Below are 25,791 nucleotides of genomic sequence, written 5' to 3'. Positions count from 1 at the left end.
GTGCACGGATGCGATCGCGCATCTCGTCCGTGCACCTCGAAGCGTATTCGATGCATCGGGTTGGAGCGGAATCGCAGGGCTTTCCGGAGGCCTCGGGATGACGGAGCAAACGCAATCGCAGGCTGGTTCGACGAGACCTGGAACGATGACCGCAGTCATGCGGGCCGTGGACCAGAATGCGGGACCGAAGGCCTTGCGAGTGGGCTTGGTGCTGGGCGGCAAGGTGATCGAAGAGCGCGTCATCAAGCAGCGCACGCACGTCACGATTGGCCCGAGCGAAAAGAGCACGTTCGTTACGCCGGGCAAGAATGTTCCTTCGAACTTTCGCCTGTTCGAGCTCGTTGGCAACGACTACGTCCTGAACGTCCTCGACAGCATGACGGGCCGGCTGGCGCTGAAGAGCGGCGTAAGTGACCTGGCGGATCTGAAGTCGCAGGCGAAGGCGACGACCGTTGGCAACGTGGCCGTTTATCAAGTGCCGCTCAGCGATGAAGCGCGAGGCAAGGTCGTCGTGGGTGACACGACGTTCTTGTTTCAGTTTGTCGCGGCACCTGCGGCACCGGCGAAGGTGCAGATGCCGGTGTCGCTCCAGGGCGGGTTTGGCCATTCAATCGACTGGTCGACGACGATCATCGCGGCATTTTCGTTTCTTTTGCACTTCGGGTTGGTCGGGACGATTTATTCCGACTGGATGGACCCGCCGGTGAGTGACGAGTTCGACGTGGCGCAGCTTCTCGATACCATCAAGAACTTGCCCGCTCCGCCGCCCGTCGAGGAGCCGAAGGATACGGCTGAAACTGCGACGCCATCGCCTGCGGCCGAAGCGCCGAAGCCGACGGCTGCGCCTGCGGCGAAAGCCGACACGGGTGGCGGCAAAGTCAGCGATGCGCGAGCGGCACAAATCAGCAACGAGCTTGCGCAGCTCGATCTTCAGATGCTCGGCGCATTGAACAGCATGGGCGATGCGACGGCTGGAGTTCTCGAGCGTGGCGATGTTCCGATGGGCCTTTTTGACAGCGCGGCAGCTTCGGGTGCGGGAGCGTCGGCGCTTGGGGGCATGGCGGGCTTGATTGGCCCTGATGGAGCAGGCGGTACGGTTCGTCCTGGTGCAGCTGGCAATAGCTTGGCCAACATTGGCGACACGCAAGCACAGGCAGCAACGGCTGCGAGCGCCGCGGGTGCGGCGAAGACCGTCAAGGGGCCGACGGGCAGCGCGCAGGTTGGCGGCGCGGCGGTCACGGGCAGTGTTGCGAACGCGCAAAGCGTCGTGGCTGGCATGGGTGCAGGTTTCAGGCGCTGTTACAACCGCGGTCTTCAGACCGACCCGACGATGAAGGGATCCGTTCGCATCACGGCGAGGATCGGTCCGAACGGCGAAGTTCTCTCCGCAAGTCCTTCGGGTGGTGGCGGTTTGTCGGGGGACGTCATCGGGTGTGTCGTCGCACGCGTGCAGAGTGCGCAATTCGCACCTCCCGATAATGGTGGCGCGACCATCGTCATTCCCGTGTCGTTCGTGAGCCAGTGACTGGCAGCTCACCCGAGTGCGCTTGCCAAGCGCTGAAAATTCTTCAAAAAAGCGTGAATGTAGGCACCTCGTGTGCAACGAAGCAGTCGGTGCAAGGTTTCGCGTGTTTGTGACGATTCGTTGACGACCAGGCGCGTTGACACCTTTGCAGCTAGTCTTCTACAGTCACTTGGCGGTCTCGTTTAGGAGGACTTCGATGCGACGGGAACGGATGCTTGGCTTCAGCGCGGTGTTCGCATTATCGCTGCTCGTTTTGCACGGTGTTGCGTCTGCGCAGGCCGATCTCGCTCAACCTGCTCCTTCGCCCGTCGATCTTGGCTTGCAGCAGAAGGTGAGTTTGTCCCCTGCAGAGCAAGCCTCGGAAGCGCAAGAGGCTCTCGCGCGCATGGACAGCCAACGTGGCACCGTGCGCAGAATGCTCGAAGAAGCCCGAGCGCAACGCGATGTCGTCAAGACGCTGTGCTTGGATGACAAACTCAATCAGATCGACGTAGCGCTGCGAAATGCACGCGATCGCAAGAGCGCGATCGACGGAGCGGTGCAGAGAAACGATGCCGATCTTGCGAGTCACGAGTTCACTGTTCTCGGAGTTCTTCGCCAGCGCGCCGAACAACTCGTTGCAGAAGCAAACTTGTGCATCGGCAAGGAAGCCGAAATCCTCGGGGAAGCTGCCGTGATCGCTTCGGTCGACCCTGCGATCGCCGACGAACCTGCCTACTATCCGCCCAACATCATCATCATCGAACCTCCTCCTACCGGAAGCGTGATCAAGTGAGGTTTGTCCGAGCCGCGCGGGAGTTCTGACCGAGTATCCGATGATAATACGTGGCCTCTTGATCGTGGCCGTGCTGCTCACGGTGCTCGCGCCCACGCCTGCGTTTAGCCAAGACCAACCCTGGCTTGCGGATCGCAAGTACACGATTGGACCCGGCTATCGTGTGGGCAACTTCGAGCTTCACCCTGGGTTCGCCGCCGAATTTGGATACGACTCGAACTTCTTCCTGATCGCCCCGGGAGATGCTGCTGGAGACCCGGTGGGAGCGCTGCGGCTGAGACTTACGCCGTCGTTCTCATTTTCGACACTAGGCCCGCAGCGCCGAGCAACTGGTTCGAATCAAGCTCCACCGCCGCTCGAAGTGTTCGGCGGTGTGTCTGCGACTTACAACGAATTTTTCGGCGTCTCGGGCAATGATGCCAACGACGCGGAGATGTCGAAGCAGCGGAACATCAGCGGGCAAGCGGATCTGCGGCTGAACATCAACGCCGGTCATCCATGGTCCGGATCGCTCACATCGACCTTCGCGCGTCTCATCCAACCGTCTCAAGAAGGCTACATCAATCGGAGTTTCAATCGTCTGGTTCCAACGGCTGGTGGCGAGATTGTTTGGACCCCCAACAATGGGATGCTCGATTGGCGCCTCGGCTACAACTTCACGGGCATCATCTTCGAGGCCGACGACTTCGACGTTCTGACGAACCTCAACCACACCTTGCAGATGCGCGGTCGGTGGCGATTCCTCCCGCGATCGGCGCTCTTGTACGACGCGCGTTTCAGCATCATCCACTACCTCAACGAGAGCGGCGACAAGACCAACTCGATGCCCGTGCGCGCGCAGCTCGGCTACAACGGCCTCATCACGCCGAACTTCGGTGCGCTCTTGATGGTTGGTTGGGGGTCCAGCTTTTACGACCCGAACACCTCCATCAATGAATCCGAGGCCGACGTTCAGGACTTCGACAGCGTCATTGCACAGGCGGAAATCCGATACTTCCTGACGCCGACACGGTCTTCCGATCCGAACGCGGCAAGCGCGTCGACGTCGTCGTTTGCGCTCGGATTCCTGCGTGACTTCCACGACAACTACTTCGGCACCTACTTCGAGCGCGATCGCGGCTATTTGAAGCTCACCTACTACCTTGGCGGCAAGTTCGTCGTCATTCTCGATGCTGGAGCTGGCGCGCTCGTCACTCCAACCGTCAAATTACGCGACGTGGGGTCGACGCCCATCGTCAAGCCTGGCTGGACCGACATTCGCATCGACGCAGCCGGCTTTGCAGAATACAGATTCAAGGATGCGTTCGGGATCAACGCGACCCTGCGCTACGGCACTCGCATCAGCGACGAGACGCTTCCTGTTCGCGACAACCCTGGCGATCCAAGTAGCCCGCTAAGACAAGACAAGCTCCAGTGGCAGCAGTTCGAGGCATACATCGGCGCTCGTTGGCTCATGTGACACGCGCCATTTCATTCGTGGTGGCGATGGCCATCATCGGGTGCGGCAGTCGTGTGCCTCCGGCGCAGCTTCCACCACCCTCGAGCAGCACGACCATCGGCGTGGGCGACGTCTTCGAGGTGCGCATCGTCCGTGAGGACAACCTGCCAACCATGTTCACTGTCGCGCCGGACGGAACGGTCGACTTGCCCTACATCAAGCGCGTGCACGTCGCGGGGCTCGAGCCGCAGAAAGTGGCCGAGATCGTTCGACAGCAGCTCATCGAACAGGACTACCTCACCGATCCGATCGTGAGCGTCAGCGTCAAGGAGTACAACTCCAAGCGCGTCGAGGTGCTCGGTGAAGTCGCGCGGCCCGGTTCGCTCCGCTTCGAGCCCGGCATGACGCTGCTTCGTGCCGTGTCGCTCGTCGGCGGATTCAATCCGATGGCTGCCAAGGACAACGTCACCGTGCGCCGCCAAGTCGATGGCACCACACGTGCCGTCACGGTGAGCGTTCAGGACATCATCGACAACGTGACGCCCGACATTCCCTTGCAAGCGGGCGATTCGATCAACGTCGCGCAGCGCATCTTCTAGCGCTGTTTCGTCGGACAAACCTTCAGTTTTTGCGGGACAACTTGAAGAGACGCTTGCTCGTTGCGGGGTCCGTCGTCGGGCCTTCGATCTTGAGCATCGCGAGGGACACTTCGCGAACGCGTCCGTCCTTGATTTGTCGCAGGCGTATGCGTTCGCCGTCGGAGCTGATCACTTCGCATTCGCCAAAGTGAAAGTGCGTCACGAGGTCCGACACGTCCGGGTAGACCTCGGTCGTTTCTTCATGTGGCTTGTACAGGCGAGCGGGTGGCGCGAGCGCTGGCGCCGTTGGTTGAAGCTTCAGATCGATGTCGACTTCCTTGGTTGCGACAGCGGTTGCGACAGCCGGCTTGGGCGCTGCCGCGACGGGCGTCGGCGTTGGCTCGCGAGGTGCTTCTTGCGTCGTGACTCGCGCTGATCCACCGGGGGCGCGAAGCGTTGCCTGAAGAGCGGCGGGGAAGCCTTGATCGTCGGTCAATCGATCCATCACGAGGTCATCGAAGACGGTGACGAAGAGGTCCATCGCCAATGCTCGAGCCCACCTCACGTGACCGGCGAACGTTTCGTGTCCGAGCGCGGTTTCACGCGCGAGGGTCGCGTACAGGTGCACGTTCATCGCGCCGTCCTCGAGCGCGACGTTGCCCGAGAGCGATGCGACGAGCGCTGGGGAGTCGATGCGGCGAAGCGAGCTTTGGCTTTGGGCATCGATTCCCGCGATCTCGATCGCTTCGACGATGCCCGTTCCGGTGATGGATGCGGATTTGGCTTCCACGTCGTGCAGCGCTCGGATGAGTGCCACGGGCAGTTCTTCGCCTCGTTCGACGTGAACGACGAGCTGGCGGATGCGTTTCGATTCAGCGACGTTCATCAATTTTTCTCAGATCTTGGCGCACGAGCGATTACTTCGAATCGGGCTTGGGCGCCCGTTTTTCCAAAGGCACCGTCTTGGGCTTTTGTTGCTGCACGGTGATCTCGAAATGCGCCGCATTCGGCGCACGTTTTTCAGTTTGATCGCCCGCTGCTGCAGCGATGCGGTCTTCGGGCAGACCAGCTGCCACGAGTACGGCTTTCACGGCGAGTGCACGTTTTTCAGCAAGCGCCATCGCGCCTGGAGATTCGTCACCGACACGATCTGCGTAGCCTTCGATGATGATGTTTGCGATGGGCTCGCGACCTTTCGCCAGTTGGGCCATCTGACGAATCGTTTCTTCGGCAAGCTTGCCGAGCTTTGCCGATCCTGGGCCGAACCGTGGCGCGTTTTCGGCGACGATGCGAGCTCCGGACCAGCGAACGAGTGAACGAGCATTTGGCTCGGGGCAACCGTCTTCGTCGTCCTTGCCGTCGATCGTCTCCGCTTCGATGGGGCAGCGATCTCTGCCGTCGAGAATGCCGTCTTCATCGTTGTCGGGTTCTGGACAGCCGTCGCTGTCTTTGAATCCATCGAGATCTTCACGCGCCGCCGGACACTGATCTGCAGCATCGAGGATTTGGTCGAAGTCGTTGTCGGGATCCGGGCAGCCGTCGTCGTCTTTGAAACCGTCTCGATCTTCGGCGCCGTTCGGACAAACATCTTTCGCGTCCGGAATGCCATCGCCATCGTTGTCTAGTTCGGGGCAACCATCGTCGTCTTCGAAGCCGTCCTTGTCTTCGGCCACGTTGCGACACTGATCGAGCTCGTCGTTGATGCCGTCGCCGTCGTCGTCGGGATCCGGGCATCCGTCTTCATCTTGGAAACCATCGACGGTTTCTGCGGCGTCACGGCAGCGGTCCATGTTGTCGGGGATGCGGTCGTTGTCGTTGTCGAGTTCAGGACAGCCGTCGGCATCTTTGAAGCCGTCACGATCCTCGGCGACGTTGGGACACACGTCGTCGCGATCGAGCACTCCGTCGCTGTCGAGATCGCCTCCGGTCGGCGCATAGCGCGCGGACAAACCAAATCGAAATCGAGGTGTCGTGACTGCGGCTTCGCTCGAAAACGGAATGGGTCCGCCGCCGTAAAGCGAGAACGAGACGTCGCCACCGAGCAGGGGAGCGGACGAGGCAGACACGATCCATTCGGCGGGAATGAGCAGCGGTGCAGCCGCACCGTCGGCAGCAAGCGAGGAAGGCTCTTGTTTTGAGATGGTGTACAGGACAAACGCTTCGGCGGATGCCGTGAGTAGACCATCGCGGAGAATGTCGAAGGACGTGCCGAGCGCTCCGCCGAATTGCGTGCCGATGCGCATGTTCGCCAGTTGGCTTTCTCCGCGAACGCGCGCGCTTGCTTCGAGGCCGAGTTGAAAGCGACCTTTTTTGGCCGTCGCCACGATCGATGGAAACCACGTCGGTGTGCGCGCGTTGGCGAATGCGTCCGCATCACCGACGGGCACCGCAAACTCGAATCGCCCCGTCAGGCTGAAGCCGTCTTGATTGCCTGCGCGCGGGCGCTGGATCGCGGCGAGCGAAACGCCAAAGCGCGTGTCTCGCAACGTGCTGCGACGTAGCTCTTCATCGCTGCCGCGAATGGCGCCGAGCCCGCTGCCGTCCTGGTAAAGCGTGACTGGCGCAGCGACCGTGATTTCGAGCCGATCCGTGACGCCGAACGCGCCGACGAACGTCACGTCTACGACGTTGTCGAGGACGGCCAAGACGGTGCCGTCGGGATCCGGCGACGCGACGCGCAAGCCGATGGGACGTGACAAGTAGCTGCCGACGAGTCCGATCGATGCTTTGCCCGTCGGGGTCGTGATGGGGCTGCCGAGCGAGAGGAAAGGGCCTGGGCCCGCATGCGGCCAGAGGTTGTCCGCGTTGATGCAGCCGCTGTACGTCGCGGCGGAATCGCACTCGTCTGCGAGCGCTGTTTGCGGTGACGCGAGCACTGTACCTGCTACGAGGGCGATCGAGCACGCCAGCGCGCGACGCGCCCCGAGCAAGTTCGTTGCAAGTGACTTGGGGGCGAATGCTTCAGTCATGACCTGCGTGCATCCGGGTCGTACGACGCCGCTTCGGCTGCGAACGAACAGGCGGATGCTGCGAGACGTCTACTTCGTTTTTGGGCGGAGTCAAAACGCCAAGTGCCCCGAGTTCGCACTCCCGCGCGAGCGTGATACGAAAGGCGCCTCGCGGGGCCATCCAAGGCCGCCGCGCTGAAGGACGAGCGTCGAATGATCGACGAAACACGCCCACTCCTCTTGGGATCGGGGTCCCCTCGGCGAAGGGAGATTCTGACGACGCTGGGCTTGCCTCTCCGCATCGTGTCGCTCGATGTCGACGAACGCATGCGCGCGGGCGAATCCGCGGCGGCGTACCTCGAGCGCATCACGGCGGACAAACTCTCGAGCGCGGCGCAACACGCATCTGGCTGCGGTGCGGTGCTCGTTGCCGACACCAGCGTGATTCTCGATGGATCCGTTCTTGGAAAGCCTGCGGATTGCGATGACGCGCGCGCGATGATCGCGGCCCTCAGCGGTCGCGATCACGAGGTCTGGACACGTTTCGCGATCGCGTCGGGCGAAGACCCGAGTGGTGCTTTGCATGCTGAAACCGTTTGCACGCGTGTGACGTTTCGCGCGCTCGGTGAAGACGAGATCGCTGCGTATGCGGCAACGGGCGAAGGGCTCGACAAAGCTGGTGCCTACGCGATTCAAGGCATCGGGGCGTTTGCCGTGTCGCGCATCGAAGGCTCGTACTCGAACGTCGTGGGTTTGCCTGCGTGCGAGGTCGTTGCGGCGTTGCGTCGCGTGGGACTCTTGGGGCGCTTTCCGCGCACGTCTGTGTCGTGAACGTCGAACCACGCCGTCGTGATTCATGGATCGTGCTCGGCGTGGCGCTCGCGCTACGAGCTGCCGTCGTCGTCTGGGCAGCGTCGCGATTTCCGCCGACCGCGGACGGATCGTTCTACCACCGCATCGCGCAACGAATCGCCGATGGCCATGGCTACACGTGGCTCTGGCCGGATGGAGTGGTCACCTTTGCTGCGCATTATCCCGTGGGATATCCGGCGCTCGTTGGTGCCGCGTATGCGCTCTTTGGCTCGCATCCAGGTGTGGCGATGGCGCTCAATGCAGCGATTGGATCGCTTGCGGCAGTTGCCGTGCATCGCATGGCTCTGCGCGCAACGACACCGCGACTCGCGCTCGTCGCAGGGCTTCTCGTCGCCGTACATCCGGGACTCGTTGCGTACACGCCTGCGCTGATGAGTGAAGGCGTCACTGCATCGCTCGTCACGTGTGCAGCGTGGGCCGCTGCATGTCTGCGCGATGCGTCGCGTGATGCTCGATTGCGAGCAACGTGGAAGTGGCTCGTGCTGCTCGGTTTCGTCGTGGGAGCCGCATCGCTCGTGCGCCCGCAAAGCATCGTATTTGCTCCACTTTTTGCATTCGTCGCAGTGGCTCCGTGGTTCGGCAAATCGTCTTGGAAGCGTGTCGTCTTGGCCGTCGCTACGGCGACGATCGCGACGTTTGTCCTGGTCGCACCGTGGACCGCTCGCAATTGCGCTCGCATGGGCAGTTGCGCACTCGTCAGTTACAACGGTGGATGGAACTTGCTCATCGGTGCCGACACGGCATCGACGGGGGCGTGGTCGCCCGTGAAGGTTCCCTTCGAGTGTCGCGAAGTTTGGGACGAAGCCGCCAAGGATGAATGCTTCGGTCGAGCTGCAAGGCGTTACATCGCGCAAAACCCTACGGAGTGGCTTGCGCTCGTGCCTCGCAAGCTTGCCGCAACGTTCGACTATTGCGGCGCAGCGGGCTGGTATCTGCACGAATCGAACGGATCAGCGTGCGGTGATCGGTGCAAGGTGGTGCTAGGCGGGCTCGAGACGGTGTACGAGCGAGGCGTCCTCCTGCTTGCACTTCTTTGGGCCTCAAAAGGTTCTTGGCGACTGTCGCAGCTTCGGCGAGCTTCGGTTTTGTCGAAAGCAGGCTTGTTCGTTGGGCTCGTTGGGCTCGTGTTTCTGTTCCAAACCCATGCTTGGGTGAGTTACGTCGCCTTCGTTCTCGCCGCGCTTCTTCGCGGCCCGGAGCTTGTGCGTGGACCCATCTTGTCGAGCTCTGCCGTCATCGTGGTGGGCATGACCGCCATGATTCACGCCGTTTTCTTCGGTGCCGGGCGGTACGGAATGGTCACGTTCCCGCTGCTCGTGGGTGTCGCGGTTCTGGCGCTGTCGCCGCAGCGATCCGAAGCGGGCGACGTCACACAAGAACGGGTCGCGACGCCTACTGTCTCGTGACTTTTGACATGCCGCGCGAACCCGCGCATTCTAGCCGCGGCCACCCGGAGGAATACCCCGATGCCCCTGATCGAGACCGAGGAAGCGGCTCGCCGATTGGCGCGTGCCATCGCGAGCGACCTCTCGCTCTACAACGAAGAAAAAATCGTCGGAGGGATCCAAAACGACGATCTCTTCACGGTGCTCGCGGAAGAAATCGAAGAAGGACGAGCGCTGTTCAAGAGCCGCGTTTCGCCTGATCTTTACGCGAAGAACTTCTACGACCGCGCCATCGTCGACATCCTCGTGAAGTCGAAGGGGCACATCAAGTCGAAGATTTGGTAACGAGAGCGCGCAGGCTCGCGAGCGCCTGCGCCATGTCTTTCGGCAACGGACTATCGAACGACAGACGTTTGCCCGTCGTTGGGTGGACAAACCCTAGCCGCCGTGCGTGAAGTGCTTGCCGTCCGAGTTCGTCGGCGATGGCTCGCAACTTCGGATCCTTCGGCGGTTTTCCGTACAGCGCGTCGCCAAGAATCGGTGCTTTGCCTCGTTCGGCAAGATGCACGCGGATCTGATGCGTGCGTCCCGTATCCAGCCGGCACGCGACGAACGTTGCGAGGGTAAACCGTTCGAGCACGCGCACGTGTGTGATCGCGCGTTTGCCGGTTTCCACGCGCGTCGTGAAGCGCAAGCGATCGGTCGGATGCCTCCCGTGAAGCGTGTCGAACGTCGCGTCGTTGATCGAGCCCACGACGATCGCGACGTACTCGCGTTCGATGTCGTGTTCTGCGAAGAGCGTTTTCAGCGCTTCACGCGTTTGCGCATCTTTCGCCACCACGAGCAGTCCGCTCGTGTCCTTGTCGATTCGATGCACGATGCCCGGTCGCAGGTGACCTTCGCGATCGAGCGGATCGGCACTCGCGCGTTCGAAGCCGCCGCGTCCCAAGAGCGCGTTCACCAGCGTTCCGTCCGCGTGTCCTCGCGCTGGATGAACGACGAGTCCCGCAGGTTTGTCCACGACCAAGAGATGCTCGTCTTCGTAAATCACATCGAGCTTGATGGACGCATCCGGTTCGGCGCGCGTCGGCTCAGGCTGCTCGGGCGTGATGGAAACATGGGCGCCGATGGGGACTGCGGATGCGGCTCGACCAGACTGTCCATCGACGAGGACGTGGCCGTGTTCGATCCACCGCTGCACCGTGGACCTCGACGTCGGGCAACCAGCACGTTCGCAGAGACGAACGACGAGTTTGTCCAAGCGATCGCGAGGATCACCTGGCTCTACGACGAGCGTGAATGTCGACGCTGCGTCGGAGATCGGTTTCGAATGTCGAGCGTGTGTTTCGGAAACGGAGATGGGCGGGCGCCGCACGGGATTCTTTAGTAGTCCGCTCCGTCGTCGTCGTCGTCTTCGCCGGCGCCGAGCTCGGGATTGTGCGCGATGTGGGACTCGAGATCGTCGAGGAGCTGGCTTTCCGTGAAGCGTGCGAGCCCGAGTTGATGAGCGAGGTACAAGTCGAAGCCCGTGTAACGAGGAAAGACGCGGACGTTCGTTTCTTCGGCCTCGAGGCCGAGGATGACGAGCTCTCCGTCGCGCCTTGCTTCTCCGAGGTAGAGCGCGTTCCAGGGGTGTCCGGGTTTGTTTGGCAATCGGACGACCTTTTTGCGGATGCGCGAGTCGGTCCACCCGAGCTCGACCATGGCTTCGGCGAGCTTGCGGACGGACGTGATCTTTGGGTTTGGCGCACGCGGATCGGTGCCGAATCGGTGTCGACCTTTGAAGCGTTTACCAAGGCTCGCGAACGTGAAGTCGTACGAGAGGAAGGTGCGGAGCGTGGGCGGTAGTTCCACCATGAGCTTCGACTCGAGCGCGTCGAGCGCGGCCGGGCTTGCTCCGACGACGGCTTCTCCGGACGGCCGGGCCTTGTGGGCTGCGATGACCCGCTGCACAAGTGCGATGCCTCGTTCGATGGTTGCCATGGTGTCGTCTCAGCGTGCCCGCGAAGGGGGGCGGTCCTTGGGCGCCTTAGGGGCAATTGCCCATGAAGGCTGTGTATCAGCCGATCGCCAACAGACGCAATCTGTCAAGAGATTCCGCCTGGCGAAGTGTCGGCTATCGAGCGTCCGAAGCGCCATCGAGTGGTGATGTAGTAGGCGAAGTTGCGAGGGGTTGGGAAACGTCGAGCTCGCGCGGCGGCGTGGGTTCGCCCCCGAGAACGGCTCGGCCATGGCGCGCTCGAAGCAGGCCGAGCGCTGCGAAGCCGACGGCCACGGCAAACCAGAGCGTCGCGAAGCGAATGAGAATCATCGAGGCCGTTGCGGTTGCCGCCGGCACACCACCCAGGCGTGCCATCTGTTCTTCGAGCAGTTTTTCCGTGACACCCAGGCCTCCGGGAACAGGCACGAGCGCTCCTGCAAGCGTCGCGGTCGAATAGAAAAACATCGTGCGTGCGAGCGACGAGGCCGTCTCGCCAAACCCTTGCAGGATCACCCATAGGCCGATCCCTTCGAGCGACCACGCCACGATGGACAAGAGCGTTGGCCACACGAGTTGCGCGGGAGCGACGATCGCGCGCAAGCCTCGCAGCGCTTCGTCGATCTTGGGCGCCAGCCGAACGCCTACGCGCCCGAGCGGTCCGGGCAAACGAGGTAGCAGGTTGACGAATGGCGTGCTCACGCGCGGGAAAGCGATGAAGACGAGCAGTGCGATGACCGTGGCCGTGCCAAACCCTGCCCAAACGAGGCCGCCGGCAAAGCTCGAGCTGCCGATGGTGATGATCGCGATGATGCCGATGAGATCCGTGACGCGTTCCGCAATGACGATCGGTGCCGTTCGCTCGATGGGAACTTTTTTGAGCTGAAACAAAATCACCGACTTGAAGACTTCCCCGACCTTACCGGGCGTTACGGTCAAGACAAACCCGGAGAGGAACACGAGCAGACTGTCGAGCTTGGGGATGCCGCGGATGTCGAGCCGCGCGAGGTAGTACTCCCACTTGAGAAAACGCAGGAGGTAGTTGCCGAAGGCGAGGGCGCAGGCGAGGGCGAAGGTGGACCAGGCGTAGCGTGAAAGCAGCGCACCGATCTCGTTCGTGTCGCGATACAGCACGAGCACGCCGTAGATGAGTACGCCGAGCAGCATCACCGACAGGACACGACGCGCGAGTCTGTTCACTTGGACGCTCCGTTCACGATTTGCGACTCCGGTAGCGTTTGACTCGCCAAACGAGGTAACCGAGTGCGCCGATGATGACGGCGATTCCGAGCGCAGCGACGGCCCATCGCGGCGCTGACCAAAGGCCGCGCTCGAGCCCTACAGGTGGTCGTTCGGTTTTTAGTTGAAGCGCCGTCACGCGCTGGGTCGTTACACGTGCGAGGGGAGATGGGCAAGCAACGGGCGCACCGGCCGCGAGGTTTTGGTCGCTGCGGATGGTGAAAACAAGAGAGCAAGGTGCGCTTCGTGTGCCATTCTGCGCGGCACGAGATGCTCACGATCGGCTCTGCCGATGAGGAGGAAACGCATGGGTCTGCTCGACGGCAAAGTTGCCATCATCACGGGTGCAGGGGGCGGAATCGGCCGGTCGGAGGCGCTGCTTTTCGCGCGCGAAGGCGCCAGCGTCGTCGTCAACGACGTGGGCGGTGCACGCGATGGCACCGGTTCGAGCGATGCGATGGCGCGAGTCGTTGCCGACGAGATCAAACAGGCCGGGGGCAGCGCCGTAGCCAGCGTCGATACGGTCGCGACGGCAGAGGGAGCTGCGGGGATTCTGCGTACGGCACTCGATGCGTTCGGCCGCGTCGATATCCTCGTGAACAACGCGGGCATCCTGCGGGACAAGACGCTGCTCAAGATGGAGGAAGAGCAGTGGGACCGCGTGATCGAAGTGCACTTGAAGGGCACGTTCTTGTGTACGCAACTCGTTGCACGTCAAATGATTGCCCAGGGCGGCGGTGGACGCATCGTCAACACCACGAGCGTCTCGGGCATGCTCGGCAACTTTGGGCAAAGCAACTACGCCGCGGCCAAAGCAGGCATCTACGGCTTCACTCGTACGGCTGCGATCGAGCTGCAAAAGCATCGCATCACCGTCAACGCGCTCGCGCCGGTCGCAAAGACGCGCATGACGGAAGACCTGCCGATGTTTCGTGCGGGCATGGATTCGCTCACGCCCGATCACATCGCCCCGGCCGCATTGTTTCTTGCGTCCGACTTGTGTGGAGACAAGACCGGACACGTGCTCGCCGTCACGGGTTCACAGATGTTCGCGTACAAAGTCGTGCAAAGCGCCGGGAAGTTCAAAGATGAGGGCTCAGCGTGGACGGCCCAGGAGATCGCGGATCACTGGGAAGCCATCACCAAGGCTTGATGAGCATTACCGTGGTTGAAAATTTCGTCGCCTTTTGACGCTGTTTGTCGGGCGCTCTTCGTTGCTGTCGGCGGGGGTGAATGCTACTTTCGGCTTTCCGGTGATTGACGACCTCGACACTGGTTCGAGGCGTCCGCGCTGGGATTTTCCTCGTCGGATAGAGGGATTTCGTTCCCACTACGTCCAAGTGCCCGGACTGGTTTTTCGGGCGCTTCACTTGCCGTCCGGAAGCCAAACAACCGGCATGTCGCGCGAAGCTCAAATTCCCCTGCTCCTCTGGATCCCGACGGCGCTGCTCGTTCACGTGATGAGCGGTCGAGGCGCCGAAGAGGTCGCAAAGGTCGTCGAGGATCGCGCAGAAATTCGGTCGCTCGTGGAAGCTGTGCGCGAAGGACTACGCCCGCACAACAATCCACTGGAAATCGACATCGAGCTTCCGTCCACGCCGATGCCCGAGGCCAAAGAAGAGCCCAAGGCGGAAGACGACACGGATCAGGACGACGAGACGAAGAAGGACGAGGACAAACCCGACGAGGAAGCGATCAAGTCGCCGAAGCGTAACGAGATCAAGCCTCCGAAGAAGCTCCCGGCGGTCAAACCTCCGCCTCCTCCACCGCCGCCCCCACCGCCCCCGCCGGCGCCGCCTCCACCACCACCTCCTCCTCCGCCGCCGCCCGCGGTTGCGAAGGAGGAACCGCCTCCGCCTCCGCCGCCGGTCGTTCCGGACAAACGCATTGCCGTGCGGCAACACGTCAAACCTGATCAGCCCGACAATCCAACGGCGAGTCGCATTGGCGATCAGGCGAATCACGTGAAGGAAGAGACGGTCGCGCGGATCCGGTCACACGATCAGGACCACGAAAAGCCCACGATGGGCGCAGCGCGCAAGCCTGCGACGACGGGCGAGGGCAACGACGATCACGAGGACGTGGCGCAGAGCGAGGACAAACCCGGCACGCGTAACGCTCCAGGTGAAAGAGCCGAACGAAGCGAGAGCGCCGAACATCATCAACCCGTAAAGCCGCCTGCCGAGCCCAGTCCGCGAGCAGCTCCACCTGCAACCGCGCAAGGCACGGGTGCGGCGGGACGAGCAAGTTCCCCGACAAACTCGTCGCCCGGCCAAGTGCGTGGCAGCGCAGGAGGCGGAGGTCCCGCATCGCCCGAGGTTGTCGCGGCGGAAGGTGGTCGCGGTGGTTTTACGCTCGATCCGGCAAACCCCGGCGGCGATGGACCTGGCCCGAAGCCGAAGAAGAAAAAGGCCGGAGGCCGTTACGAGAGCCCGGTGAAAGTGGGATCGGTTGGTCTAGGTGCACCTGGCGAGCCAGGAGCACCCAATTTGAACCTCACGATGCCGGGCTTCGAAGCGACGGTTGGTAAAGAAAAACTCGCTCGAGAGCGAGCCGCGGATGGGGCAGCTCGACGCAGCGCGCATCGCGGCAAGTGGGAGAAGGGCAATTTCGGAAGGTACAAAGCGGCGATCGAGAACTACGAACCGACGGTGAAGGTTGGAAATCAAACGGCCCTCAATGCGGCTCAGTCGGCGTTCGCGACGTTCCTCAACACCATCCACAACCGCCTGCATCCCATCTTCGCGGAAGAGTTCTTGGCGTCACTCGACAGACTTCCCGAGGGGCACTCGTTCAATAAAAACCTCGTGACGCATCTCGAGATCGTCCTGAGCAAAGACGAGGGGAAGATCGTGCGTCTGGGCGTGACGAGGCCGAGCGGCATGACGGCATTCGACATCGTGGCGCTCAACTCGATGAACCGAGCGTCGCCGTTCGGCAAAGCGCCCGAAGCCATCGTTTCGCACGATGGTCGGGTGTACCTGCACTGGGAATTCCATCGCGATCCGTACGATGCGTGCAGTACGCGCAACGCGTATCCATATATCTTGCCGGCACCGAAGGCAGGGCCCGCACCGATCGCACCCGTTCCGCCGCCTGCGGGACCCGTTCCATCGGACGAACATCGCCCGCCGCCGCTCCTGCCGATCGCTCCACGCTGACGATGAAAAAGAAACCAGACGCTGCCCCGGCACGTGCCCCAGAAGAGCCGTCGGATGCATCAACTGATGCTTCGTCCGACGATGCTTCGGTGCTCACGTTTGTCCGTCCGATTGCGATTTTAGCCGTCGTCGTGGTCCTGATTGGTCGAGCGTTCGGTTCTTCGCTCCGTGGTTTGGCGGTTGGTCTGGGCAAACACGTCGAACGGCTCGAGTTTCTTGGCGCGACGCTGTCGCAGTCCTTCTTGATCTTGGCCACGGTCGTCTCGCTCGGGCTCGTGCTCGCAGTCATGCGCGCCCCCATATCCGGGTTTGTCCGGTTCGCATGCGTCTCGCTGGGTGGACTCGTCACGCTGTCGACGCTCCTGTCGATGGCAACACGCATGCCTGCAATGTCGCTTGCTGTGAGCGGCGGCATCGCGTGCGCCCTCGCTCTCGTCGCTGCTCGGGACGCGTTTCGTACGCCGTTTGCTCGTGCCGCATCGATCGTGCTCGGCGGCGTTGCGCTCGGTGGTGTCGCGCGCGTGATCGCGATCGCGCTGCTGACGCGTGAACCTCTGACGCAGGGCCATCACTTGATGGCGCAGCGTGCTTCCACCGTAGGCCTCGTGCTGGACGGCATCGCGATGGCCGTCGCGGTTGGGTTTGTCGCGTCCCGCAGTCGCAAACCTTCGAGCCCCGCGACGATCGTGGCGCTCGGAGCGGCGCTCGTTGCAACGCGTCTCGCGCTTGGTGGCGCTGCCGAGGATGCCAGCAAGATCAGCGTTGTGTTCGATCGCGCCGCGCGGGAGCTCGTGCTTCGGCCCGAGCCTTCTGCATCGCACGCCATCGTGACGTTTTTCTCGTTTGCCGCACCGGCGCTCGCAATTGCAGTGCTCGCCACGCCAACGCTCACGCCGGCGCTTTCAGGGTCGATCGCGCTCCTCTTGCTTGCTCACGGAGCTCCCGACGTCCCGCTCTGCGCACTCATGATCGCCATCGCGTCCGTCGCGACGATCCTCGCAGCGCGTGATCACCGCGGCATTTGGGCCGCCATCAAGCGCGGAGATGGCAGTAGTGAGCCCGACGCCGCCGGTAGCGAGCGACGATCACCCTCCAGCAACTGAAGACGTTGGTTGTTCGCTTTCCCCCCGTTCAAACTCGAATGACGAATTCACCCTTGTCCGGGGCGTTCTTCACCCCCAAGGTCCCACTGCGGACGCCCATTGCTGAGCGTTTCGCGTCCAGCTCCTACCGTCTGTGATGTGGCCTTCAGCGTGAAGTTCTTTCCGTTCCTAGCGATGCTGCCACGACGCACGTGCCGGAACGGGCGGGTTTTGGTATGGAGAGGCCCGCATGACTGTACCGGTGGAACCGATCATCGAGGTGCCTTTGAACACGGATGACTTTCGTCATCGTTCGCAGGGGGGTTCCTTCGGATCAATCGTCTCGGATCTCGTCGCTTTGACCAAGCCGCGGATCACGATGATCGTCGTCGCGACGATGCTTGGCGGCGTGACGGTTGCAAATCGTTACGCGCGATCAATTGGCCTGCCCGAAGTCGGTGCAGGCACGATCATCTTGTCGCTCCTCGGTACGGTGCTCGTCGTGTCCGGCGCCAACGCGCTCAACATGTACCTCGAGCGCGACACGGACGGACTGATGGAGCGAACGAAGAAACGTCCGCTCCCTGCCAAGCGTTTGTCCCCGAACCTCGCGTTGTGGTTCGGTATCGCGATCTCCTTGATTTCCCTGTTGATTCTGGGGTTTGCGGTCAATTGGACGACCACGCTGCTCGGCGCATTCGCTTTGTTCTCATACGTTCTGGTCTACACGCCGCTCAAGCGCAAAACGACGGCGGCGCTGCTCATCGGAGCTGTTCCGGGCGCAATTCCGCCGCTGCTCGGATGGACCACGGTGACCGATCGCATCGATGCTCCGGGCGCTGTCCTCTTTCTGATTCTGTTCCTGTGGCAAGTGCCCCATTTCCTTGCGATCGCGCTGTTTCGCAGTGGCGACTATCAACGCGCGGGCCTCAAGGTTCTTCCGGCCGAACGAGGTGAAGCTCTGACGCGTCGGCACATCGTTGGTTACCTCGTTGCGCTTCTTGCCGTGTCGTTGCTCGTCGTTCCGCTTGGTGTTGCAGGGCCTGTCTACTTCGTGGCGGCACTCGTTTTCGGTGTCGGTTTCCTCGCGTATGGCGTGATGGGTTTGCGCTCGTCGGGTGACGTGCGCTGGGCACGTGGCCTCTTCGCTGTTTCCATCCTCTATCTGATGCTCATTCAAGTGGCGCTCGTCGTTGGCGCGTGAGCATCAGCCGATTGCGAGTGCTACAAGCGGAGCCGAATGAATGCCTCTGACGTGGGCAACGTGCTCGCTCCGGTCAACGCGCTGCTCAACGCCACGAGCGCCACGCTGCTCTTTGCCGGTTGGTTTGCGATTCGCTCCAAACGGATCGAAAAGCACCGCTTTCGCATGCAAGGCGCCTTCATCGCGTCGGCGGTTTTTCTCGTCAGTTACGTTCTTCGCTTCACCCTGACGGGAACCCATCGCTTCCCCGAGCTCGGGTTTGTCCGCGTCATCTATCTCGTCGTTCTCGCATCGCACACGCTTCTGGCGACCGCCGCGTTGCCGTTGTCGATCGCGACGCTTCATTACGCGCGCAAAGGACGATTCGAAACGCATCGCACGCTCGCTCGCATCACGTTTCCCATTTGGGCGTACGTGTCGGTGACCGGCATCGTCGTCTACTTGATGCTTTATCAACTTGCGCCAAGGCTCGTTTCTTCGGCCTCGTTGCCTTGACGGTCCCTATAGCGACGAATACACCTCGCGCATCGTGTCCAGCGCAGCCGAGTCATCATTGTCAGAACGAGGAGTGGCGCCGCCTCCGACAGAACGTCGGTCCAAGAGGTGGTTTTGGATCGCGGCGGCGCTCGTGTTTCTCGCATTGTTCTCGGCGCGCGTGCTGCTCGCTCGACGCCTGTCTGCATTGCCCACGCTCGTCGAGCTCCCCGCATACTCGCTCACGAATCAACAAGGTCAGCAGTTTGGCGCGGCAAACCTGCGCGGGAAAACGTACATCGCGGACTTCGTTTTCACCTCGTGTCCGAGCGTGTGTCCGCGCCTGACCAAACGCATGGTCGAGGTTCAGGAGCGCACGCGAGATCTCGGCGACACGCTGCGGCTAGTGACGTTCACCGTTGATCCGGAAACCGACACGCCGGACGTGCTTCGGGCGTACGCGCAAAAGTATGGAGCGGACACGTCGCGATGGGATTTTTTGACGGGGCAGCTCGGTGACGTCGAACCGGTGATCGTGAAGGGCTTCAAGATGATGATGGGGAAGAAGACCGAGACCACGCCCGGCATGATCGAGATCGTTCACGGCGAACGGTTTGTCCTCGTCGATGATAAAGGTTTCATTCGTGGCTTTTACGAGGCGACGGACGAAGGCATCGAGAAGATCGTGCGCGACGCTCGGAGCTTGGTTTCCGACTAGGAACGTCACGCCACGACGTTCAATCGCTTCATCATTTTTTGCAGCCCGAAGCGCGACAATCCGAGCAGCTTCGCGGCTTGTGTCTGATTGCCGCGCGTGCGTTCCAGCGCTTCGCGTACGAGCTGCACTTCGAGCGCATCGACTCGAGGGCGAACGTTCAGACCCAGATCGACGGGCACTGCAGGTGTGACATTTGCGATCTCTGGCGACAGGTGCTCGCGATCGATCATGTCGTCGCAAAGCACGAGGGCGCGGCGGATCTCGTTTTCGATCTGCCTCACGTTGCCTGGCCACGCGTAGGACATCAGTCGATCCATGGCCGCTCGTGTTACGCGCACATTCGGACGATCGTATTTCGCAAGCAGGTGTTTCACGATGAGCGGCACGTCGCTCGCGCGATCTCGAAGTGGGGGAACTCGAACGACGATGATGTTTAGGCGATAAAAAAGGTCTTCACGAAACGTTCGAGCTCGAACCATCGCTTCGATGTCGCGGTGCGTGGCCGCGATGATGCGCACGTCGACCTTGCGCGTTCGTTCCGTACCGAGCGGACGAACGAGACCGTCTTCCAAGACGCGCAGCAGCTTGGCTTGCATCGGCAGGCTCATCTCGCCGACTTCATCGAGGAAGAGCGTGCCGCGATCGGCCGCGTCGAAGAGCCCGAGGCGAGGTTTGTCCGCGCCCGTGAACGCACCTCGTACATGTCCAAATAGCGCCGACTCCAAAAGTGTTTCGGGAATGGCGCTGCAGTTCTCGCTGACGAAGGGTTTGTTGGAGCGAGGGCCGTTGAAGTGGATCGCACGGGCAATGAGCTCTTTGCCGCTGCCGGATTCGCCTTGGACGAGCACCGGCACGTTTGCCATCGTCACGCGATCGACGAGCCGCAACATCTCACGCATGCATTCGCTTTCGCCCACGATCGCTTCGTACTTGAAACGAGTTTCGCGAGACGAACGGGTTCGTCCGAGCTCACGTTCGGCCACATCGAGCGCGGCTTCGCGTCGAGCGAGCGTTTCTTCGAGCTTTGCCGTGGCGCGTTTCGCTTGTCGTGCGGCTCGTGTCAAAAGCACCTGAGCTCGTGCGTCCGCAATGGCCAGCGCCGCGATGGAGGCTACCGCGCGCGTCCATGCAAGCTCGCGCGGACCGAATGCACCTTTGCGGACGCGATCATCGAGGTACACGACGCCGAGCGCTTCGCCACGCGCGACGAGTGGTACGGCCAGCACGCTTCGAAGCTTGAGCGCGTGCACGCTCTGATGCACCGAAGGCAGCTCGCCTGCGGCATCGACTGCGACGACTGGCTCGAGGGCGGCGAGCGCGCGTTGAGCCAAGGTGTGAGACAAAGCGATTTGCTCACCCCGCAGATCCGCACGCGCGAGGTTTCGTGCAGCTCGCGGAACGAGACGTCCTTGCGGTGCACAAAGCAAGAGCAGCCCGCGTTCGACGCCAGTCCACAGCACGAGGGCATCCACGACGCGATCGAGCAGCGGGCGCAGGCGTTCACGTTCGCTGAGCGCCACGATGAGCCGTTCGAGCTCACGCGCTTGTTCATGATGCAGGCCTTCTTGCGGCACGAGCGCTGCTTGGGAAACCCATGCAAGCGATCGGATCGTGGGCGCAAGTTCGGCAGGGGCTCGCGCAAGCAGATCACGAGCTGCATCGCCGAGTGATGCAAGCAGTCGCAACGCGATGTCACCACGACCAAGGCGCGCGGCAAGTGAGTAGCCGGCAGCGAGTGCTGGGCCGCGCGCAGCGATCGGTGCACGTGCATCGGACAAACCTACGAGAGCTGCGAGCAGCCGTTCGGCCACGCGAGCGTTCGGAGCTTCATCGCCTGACAAAAGACTTTCAGCGCGCGCACGGATCCAATCGAGGCGTGCGCCTGGTTGGACGGCGGCGGATTCGGCCATGGCGTCGCGTACTTCGTAGGTTTCTCGCGCCAAACTTCGGGGTGCGTGCTCGACCAAACGCGCATCTGCCCGAAGCGTGTCGTCGCTGCCAGCATCGCGAAGCAGCTCGCGTGCACGTTCGGCTGCGCGACGGCCTTCGTCGGATCCTGCGAGTGATGCATCAGCGATCGCCCAAAGCGCATACGCTTCGGCCCGTGTGTCTCGGCCTTCGCGCGCGCGAACGATGGCTTCGCGGGCGACTCGCACGGCGTCGTGTCGAGCGCCAGCCGTCTCGTAGGCCGCTGCCATCGCAAGCAGCGCGCGTGCTGCATGGGCCGGACGGCCGAGGTGCTCCCAGAGCAGTGCAGCACGTCGCGATGTTGAAAGTGCTGCGCCGAGATCCCCAACGTCGACGGCTGCGGCAGCTTCCCCCGTGCGGTACGTGGCCTCCTCGATGACCGCGCCTGCACGCGCGGCATGATCGACCGCCGTTGCAAATGCGCGCTGAGCGGCCGCCGGATCGACGCCGTGTTCGACGTATCCTCGTATTGCAGACAAGCGTGCGCGTTGTTCGTCGGAGCGTGCGATCGCTTCGCCTCTCCGGATCGCAGTCATCGCTCGTTCCTTCTGCCCGCGCTCGGATGCAATGAGGGCAGCGACTTCTTCCGCAGGACTGCATGAAGCACATGTAACGAGCGATTCGGCTTCTTCCAACCGGCGCTGGTCGTATGCGATGCGTGCGAGCACTGCGCGCGAGGCGTGATCCGCGTCGTCCTTCTGAATCGCTGCACGCGCAATCTCTCGCGCCCCATCGATGTCGCCCGCGCGGCGAAGGATCTCGGCAGCAAGCGCATCGGCACCGCTCGCGCCCAGGTCACGCGCGCGTAGGACGAGATGTCGTGCTCGTCCAAATTGTCCCAAGCGTCGCAACGCATCTGCGGCGGCGATGACCAACGCGGGCGGAGCATCTCGCTGCTGCTCGACGCGCTGAATCGCGAGCTGATTGGGCGGGACAAACGAAATGGCGAGCGCGAGTCGAGCGACGTCTTCTTTGTCGAGTTGCGAATCGCGAGATCGAGTCGCCAGACGAGGCGCCTCGGGCTTACCGAGCACGGCAGCCTCGACATCGGCAAACGTCCACGCTTCCGGTGGAACGTGCCGCGCGAGTCGTTCGAGCGCCGAACCAAGCATCGCTTCATCTACGGATGAGAGCGACGCGACAGGCCATGCGATCGCAGCGCTGCCGACGAGTGCCGTGAGCCATCTCGTGATGCCGTCGGGATCGAGCGGACCGAGCTCGATTGGCGAAGGTGCACGCTCACTGCTTGCAACGTCGTTCGCTCGAAGTGCACGTGCGCGTCGCAAGCACCCAATCGCTTCATCGAGCCAGTGCACTGTCGTCTTTCCTGCGATGGCGTGGGACGCGAGCTCGTTCGATCGAATCGACAGATATGTCGCGCGAACTCGTCTCGCATCACGATCGGCGCGTTCGGAGCTCGTATCGATCGTTTGAGCACCAATCGATGAACGAGCAGTTTCGGCAACCCACAGCGCGGTGGGTCGTGCGCCGGGGTTTTTCGTCAGGAGTGCCGTACAAATCGAGTCGAACGGTGGCGGTAATCGAGCGTTTCGAGCTGCATCGATCGGGACGTTTGCACAGGAGACGCCGTCGTCGACGAGCTCGGCGATCACGATGCCGAGTGCAACGAGATCACGCGCGCGGCCGTCTCCCAGGTCGGCATCACCGGATGCGAGGTAGCGCGGCGTGGCACCTTCGACGGTCGTTTCGTAAGCACGTGCTGAAAGACCGAGGTCGATGACGTGCGCTCGATCGTGCTCATCGACGACGATGTTCTCGGGTTTCAGATCTCCGTGAGCGAGCCCTATCGCGTGCAAGTCAGCGATGGCCTCTGCGACGTCGTGCGTGATCTGCAGAGCGGCTGACGCGCGATCTCGAACGCGTTCGCGCATCCAATCGCGGAGGCTTCGTCCTTCCACCCAGCGGAGCGCAACGAATGGAATCGGAACTCCTGGTGATGCTTGATCGTCGTCGCTTGCGTCGATGAATCCGACATCGACGAGTGCAGGGAGGCGAGGGGAGAGTGCGAGGAGCGCGTGCGAGGCTTCGCGCGCGAGAGCCTCACGCGCGTCGTCGTCGCGAGCGATTTTCAGTGCGACGAGCACGCCTTCGGGCGTTCTGGCTTTCCAAACCTCGGCAGCACCGCCGACGCCAGCGCGGACGAGGCGTTCGAAAGCGGAAGCTGCCAACTGGGGTGGCGAAGAGCCGCTATTCATCGATGAAGGAGATGAGCACGACAGGAGTGACTGTCAACGGAGGTGACGTGTTGCCCTCGAGTTCAGTCACACTTGGGTCCCCCCGTCGTCTCGATGTCTTCACCGGGGTAACACAACTTCTCGGGCCCTTTGTCGTAGTTCGCGGAAATGAACGTGCCGAGTGACTCCGTGTCGATGCACGTCGCCGTGTACGTCGCACCCCAAGCTGACGCTGCGATGGGTGTGTCGAGATCAGGATCGGGCGTGAGCACGAGGCGGGTTTTGGGTCCGTTACCTTGCATCACGCAAAGTGGGTCTCCCTGCGCTTCGTCGAAGACCGTTTCGAGCGCAGCGACGACGTCCGGACAGCCATCGTCGCATCGGTACGACAACACCACGGCCCCGTGCTCCATCGCGTGAACGTACATCTCGCGAGGCACTCGCTGCGTGTACTTCTTGAACGCAGCCCACGTTGGCCAATGGTTCCCACCGCTCGGAGGATTCGTCGCGTACGTGACGGGTGTGCATGTGGTCACGTGCGCGGCAACTTCGAGCGCAATGTTCGTCGTCTTGACGACGCGACACTCGGTTTGTCCGGGCAAGGGTGGCGCGCCTGGCGTGAGGACCTCGACGTTCTCCGGACCCGACGGCACCGTTGCGACATCTTCACCGCATCCCGTGATGCAGACGGATGCGACGACCACCAAATGTTGGGCGAAGGAAGCAGAAAGGCTGCGAAACAAGTGCATCGCACAAGCGTATCACGCGCGACGACGACAGCTTCTTCAGGGGCAGGCGGGCGTGTGCGCGCCCGTGGAGATCCACGTGCTGAGCGCGTCTACGCCGGATTCGGGGATGGCGTAGAAGTCGTACGGCGGCATGGGCAAACCGACGACGACGGACGCGCGAAGCCGGTCGATTTCTCCAGGCGCGAGATCGGCGGCAGCCGACGAACGCGCATAGATGGGGCCGACGAGCATCTTGTAGAGAAGGTAGCTGTTGCCGGGGTTGCCCGGATCGACGTGGGGCATGGCGCGTCCGAACCGACGTGGTTTCGTGTCCGGTTCGTCAGCATGAGCGCCCATCTGCGTCTGGTTTGCGACGCGGCCGATGATCGCGCCGATGCGATTGCCAGCGCTGAGATCGAGGCCCATGGCGGCTGTGCCGTTCTCGATCGGGCTATGACAACCACCACAACCGGCCGGCAAGCTATCGCTGACCGCGCACTTGCCCTTGCAGAGATCGTCCATGCCGCATGCAGTCACACATGCGCTGGCGACGCAGAACAATTCCTCCGACACCGTACGTTTTGCAGCATCGTCGAGTGATGGATCGACGGGTCCGCCTGGAGGGTTTGTCACTGCCGTCGTGAATTGCAGGACGACGTTCGCTTCGAGTCGCGCCCCATCGAAGGCGCGAAACCCGAAGGGCGACGTATCGGTCGGCGAAAGGACCGTGAGCCAGTACTTCGCATCGGCCACGAGCGCAGCCATCGCAGGCAATCGGTACGTCACGATGCGGCGTACCGGATCGTAGGATGGCTCGAGGAAAACCCCTTGCGCGCAGTCCTGAAGCGTCGAGACCGGATCAGGACTTGGCCTGAGGCAGATCGACTGACGTATCGCGTCTTCGGGCAGCAAGAAGCGGTCGAAACGAAGACGCAGGCTCGACGTCGTTTGGATGCGATCGCTCGTGCTCGCAACGGGGTTTGCTTCCGTGAGCGTGACGGTCGTCGTATTACCAGCAGCGTCGACGCCATGAAGAGACACGTCGACGAGGTGGAGGGGAGGGGTATCGAGCGGTTGATACTCGGGAGAGCCGACGTCGCAGCCGGTCAGAAATAGAGCGGTGAAGAGGGCGAAAAGTGCGGTCTGTCCGAACACCGACAAACCCGCTCGGCTAGGCACCGATTGCGCCCACGCGGCGCTCAGCTTTCGGAGTACATGTCGAGCTGCTCGCCGACGACTTGCTCCGAGATGCCCGATTGGATGTGATCCCGGAGGCAGTCGGCAAGGGTGACGAGCATGTCGTTCAGTCCCTTCTCGTCGTTCAATTTGGCCAGAAGCTTGCGAGCATCTCGGCCGTCGTCCTCCAATAGGCACTTGCGTACAGCCTCGAGCGTGACGTCGCCGTTGAAGTCGAGGATGAGGTTGTCGAGCAGGTACTGGGTCAGTTCCTTCACGCCCGTTCTCCTTGACGCATAGGGCCTCCAGAAGCGAGGGGGCACCCGGTCGACTTTGGCTATACCCG

The 25,791-nt window shown here is 62.1% G+C and carries 22 protein-coding genes; 13 read left to right on the top strand and 9 right to left on the bottom strand.

Annotated features, from left to right (window positions below; translation table 11 throughout):
• The first annotated feature begins 97 nt into the window (after positions 1–97).
• From IPM54_38150 to IPM54_38135, 4 genes are all read left to right on the top strand, one after another.
• On the top strand, positions 98–1,525 hold the full coding sequence (locus IPM54_38150) for an AgmX/PglI C-terminal domain-containing protein (GenBank protein ID MBK9265600.1): 1,428 nt from the start codon (positions 98–100) through the stop codon (positions 1,523–1,525).
• A 196-nt stretch (positions 1,526–1,721) separates the two neighbouring features.
• Complete coding sequence (locus IPM54_38145; GenBank protein ID MBK9265599.1) at positions 1,722–2,300, top strand: hypothetical protein; 579 nt, start codon at positions 1,722–1,724, stop codon at positions 2,298–2,300.
• Positions 2,301–2,340: 40 nt separating this feature from the next.
• Positions 2,341–3,759: a hypothetical protein gene (locus IPM54_38140; GenBank protein MBK9265598.1), complete on the top strand. Its 1,419-nt coding sequence runs from the start codon at positions 2,341–2,343 to the stop codon at positions 3,757–3,759.
• Between the two features lie 26 nt (positions 3,760–3,785).
• Positions 3,786–4,337 (top strand): polysaccharide biosynthesis/export family protein, encoded by a 552-nt coding sequence (locus IPM54_38135; protein MBK9265597.1) that lies wholly within the window; start codon positions 3,786–3,788, stop codon positions 4,335–4,337.
• Between the two features lie 22 nt (positions 4,338–4,359).
• Here the strand turns inward: IPM54_38135 and IPM54_38130 are convergent, their stop codons facing one another.
• Both IPM54_38130 and IPM54_38125 read right to left on the bottom strand, forming a co-directional pair.
• Positions 4,360–5,202: a DNA-binding protein gene (locus tag IPM54_38130; GenBank protein ID MBK9265596.1), complete on the bottom strand. Its 843-nt coding sequence runs from the start codon at positions 5,200–5,202 to the stop codon at positions 4,360–4,362.
• Between the two features lie 31 nt (positions 5,203–5,233).
• Positions 5,234–7,285, bottom strand: coding sequence for an OmpA family protein (locus IPM54_38125; protein MBK9265595.1), 2,052 nt, complete (start codon positions 7,283–7,285; stop codon positions 5,234–5,236).
• Positions 7,286–7,477: 192 nt separating this feature from the next.
• Here IPM54_38125 and maf point away from each other — a divergent pair, with 192 nt between their 5' ends.
• The 3 genes from maf to IPM54_38110 are packed head-to-tail and all read left to right on the top strand — an operon-like array spanning position 7,478 to position 9,867.
• Positions 7,478–8,095 (top strand): septum formation inhibitor Maf, encoded by a 618-nt coding sequence (gene maf / locus IPM54_38120; protein ID MBK9265594.1) that lies wholly within the window; start codon positions 7,478–7,480, stop codon positions 8,093–8,095.
• Entirely contained in the window at positions 8,092–9,543 is a 1,452-nt protein-coding gene (locus IPM54_38115; protein ID MBK9265593.1) for a glycosyltransferase family 39 protein, read from the top strand. Before maf ends, IPM54_38115 begins: the two co-directional genes overlap by 4 nt.
• A 60-nt stretch (positions 9,544–9,603) precedes the next feature.
• Positions 9,604–9,867 (top strand): hypothetical protein, encoded by a 264-nt coding sequence (locus tag IPM54_38110; GenBank protein MBK9265592.1) that lies wholly within the window; start codon positions 9,604–9,606, stop codon positions 9,865–9,867.
• On the opposite strand, the gene IPM54_38105 is transcribed toward IPM54_38110, so the two are convergent.
• The 3 genes from IPM54_38105 to IPM54_38095 form a co-directional block, all read right to left on the bottom strand.
• Positions 9,848–10,843 (bottom strand): RluA family pseudouridine synthase, encoded by a 996-nt coding sequence (locus IPM54_38105; protein MBK9265591.1) that lies wholly within the window; start codon positions 10,841–10,843, stop codon positions 9,848–9,850. The genes IPM54_38110 and IPM54_38105 overlap by 20 nt on opposite strands.
• Before the next feature lie 62 nt (positions 10,844–10,905).
• Positions 10,906–11,505, bottom strand: coding sequence for an SMI1/KNR4 family protein (locus IPM54_38100; protein MBK9265590.1), 600 nt, complete (start codon positions 11,503–11,505; stop codon positions 10,906–10,908).
• A gap of 133 nt (positions 11,506–11,638) precedes the next feature.
• Positions 11,639–12,700, bottom strand: a complete 1,062-nt coding sequence (locus tag IPM54_38095) for a flippase-like domain-containing protein (protein ID MBK9265589.1) — start codon at positions 12,698–12,700, stop codon at positions 11,639–11,641.
• Between the two features lie 346 nt (positions 12,701–13,046).
• On the opposite strand from IPM54_38095, the gene IPM54_38090 reads away from it, so the two are divergent.
• From IPM54_38090 to IPM54_38065, 6 genes are all read left to right on the top strand, one after another.
• Positions 13,047–13,892, top strand: a complete 846-nt coding sequence (locus IPM54_38090) for an SDR family NAD(P)-dependent oxidoreductase (GenBank protein MBK9265588.1) — start codon at positions 13,047–13,049, stop codon at positions 13,890–13,892.
• Positions 13,893–14,136: 244 nt separating this feature from the next.
• A complete protein-coding gene (locus IPM54_38085; GenBank protein ID MBK9265587.1) occupies positions 14,137–15,900 on the top strand; it encodes a hypothetical protein in 1,764 nt (587 codons plus the stop codon).
• A 2-nt stretch (positions 15,901–15,902) separates the two neighbouring features.
• Positions 15,903–17,003, top strand: a complete 1,101-nt coding sequence (locus IPM54_38080) for a hypothetical protein (GenBank protein MBK9265586.1) — start codon at positions 15,903–15,905, stop codon at positions 17,001–17,003.
• Between the two features lie 229 nt (positions 17,004–17,232).
• Positions 17,233–18,186, top strand: coding sequence for a protoheme IX farnesyltransferase (gene cyoE / locus IPM54_38075; protein MBK9265585.1), 954 nt, complete (start codon positions 17,233–17,235; stop codon positions 18,184–18,186).
• A 36-nt stretch (positions 18,187–18,222) separates the two neighbouring features.
• Positions 18,223–18,681 carry a DUF420 domain-containing protein gene (locus IPM54_38070; GenBank protein MBK9265584.1) on the top strand — a complete coding sequence of 153 codons (459 nt, stop codon included), beginning with the start codon at positions 18,223–18,225 and terminating at the stop codon, positions 18,679–18,681.
• Positions 18,682–18,712: 31 nt separating this feature from the next.
• Positions 18,713–19,378 carry an SCO family protein gene (locus tag IPM54_38065; GenBank protein MBK9265583.1) on the top strand — a complete coding sequence of 222 codons (666 nt, stop codon included), beginning with the start codon at positions 18,713–18,715 and terminating at the stop codon, positions 19,376–19,378.
• A 5-nt stretch (positions 19,379–19,383) separates the two neighbouring features.
• Here IPM54_38065 and IPM54_38060 read toward each other — a convergent pair whose 3' ends face one another.
• The 4 genes from IPM54_38060 to IPM54_38045 all read right to left on the bottom strand — a co-directional run bounded on the left by IPM54_38060 (position 19,384) and on the right by IPM54_38045 (position 25,723).
• The gene (locus tag IPM54_38060) at positions 19,384–23,562 is read right to left on the bottom strand and encodes a sigma 54-interacting transcriptional regulator (protein MBK9265582.1); all 4,179 of its coding nucleotides are present in this window, start codon (positions 23,560–23,562) and stop codon (positions 19,384–19,386) included.
• A gap of 62 nt (positions 23,563–23,624) precedes the next feature.
• Positions 23,625–24,290 (bottom strand): DUF3105 domain-containing protein, encoded by a 666-nt coding sequence (locus tag IPM54_38055; GenBank protein MBK9265581.1) that lies wholly within the window; start codon positions 24,288–24,290, stop codon positions 23,625–23,627.
• A 36-nt stretch (positions 24,291–24,326) separates the two neighbouring features.
• On the bottom strand, positions 24,327–25,448 hold the full coding sequence (locus IPM54_38050) for a hypothetical protein (protein ID MBK9265580.1): 1,122 nt from the start codon (positions 25,446–25,448) through the stop codon (positions 24,327–24,329).
• Positions 25,449–25,468: 20 nt separating this feature from the next.
• Positions 25,469–25,723 carry a hypothetical protein gene (locus IPM54_38045; protein MBK9265579.1) on the bottom strand — a complete coding sequence of 85 codons (255 nt, stop codon included), beginning with the start codon at positions 25,721–25,723 and terminating at the stop codon, positions 25,469–25,471.
• Between the last annotated feature and the right edge of the window lie 68 nt (positions 25,724–25,791).

Source organism: Polyangiaceae bacterium, from assembly GCA_016715885.1.
Taxonomy (GTDB): Bacteria; Myxococcota_A; Polyangia; order Polyangiales; family Polyangiaceae; genus Polyangium.
This window is presented reverse-complemented; position numbering and strand designations above follow the sequence as displayed.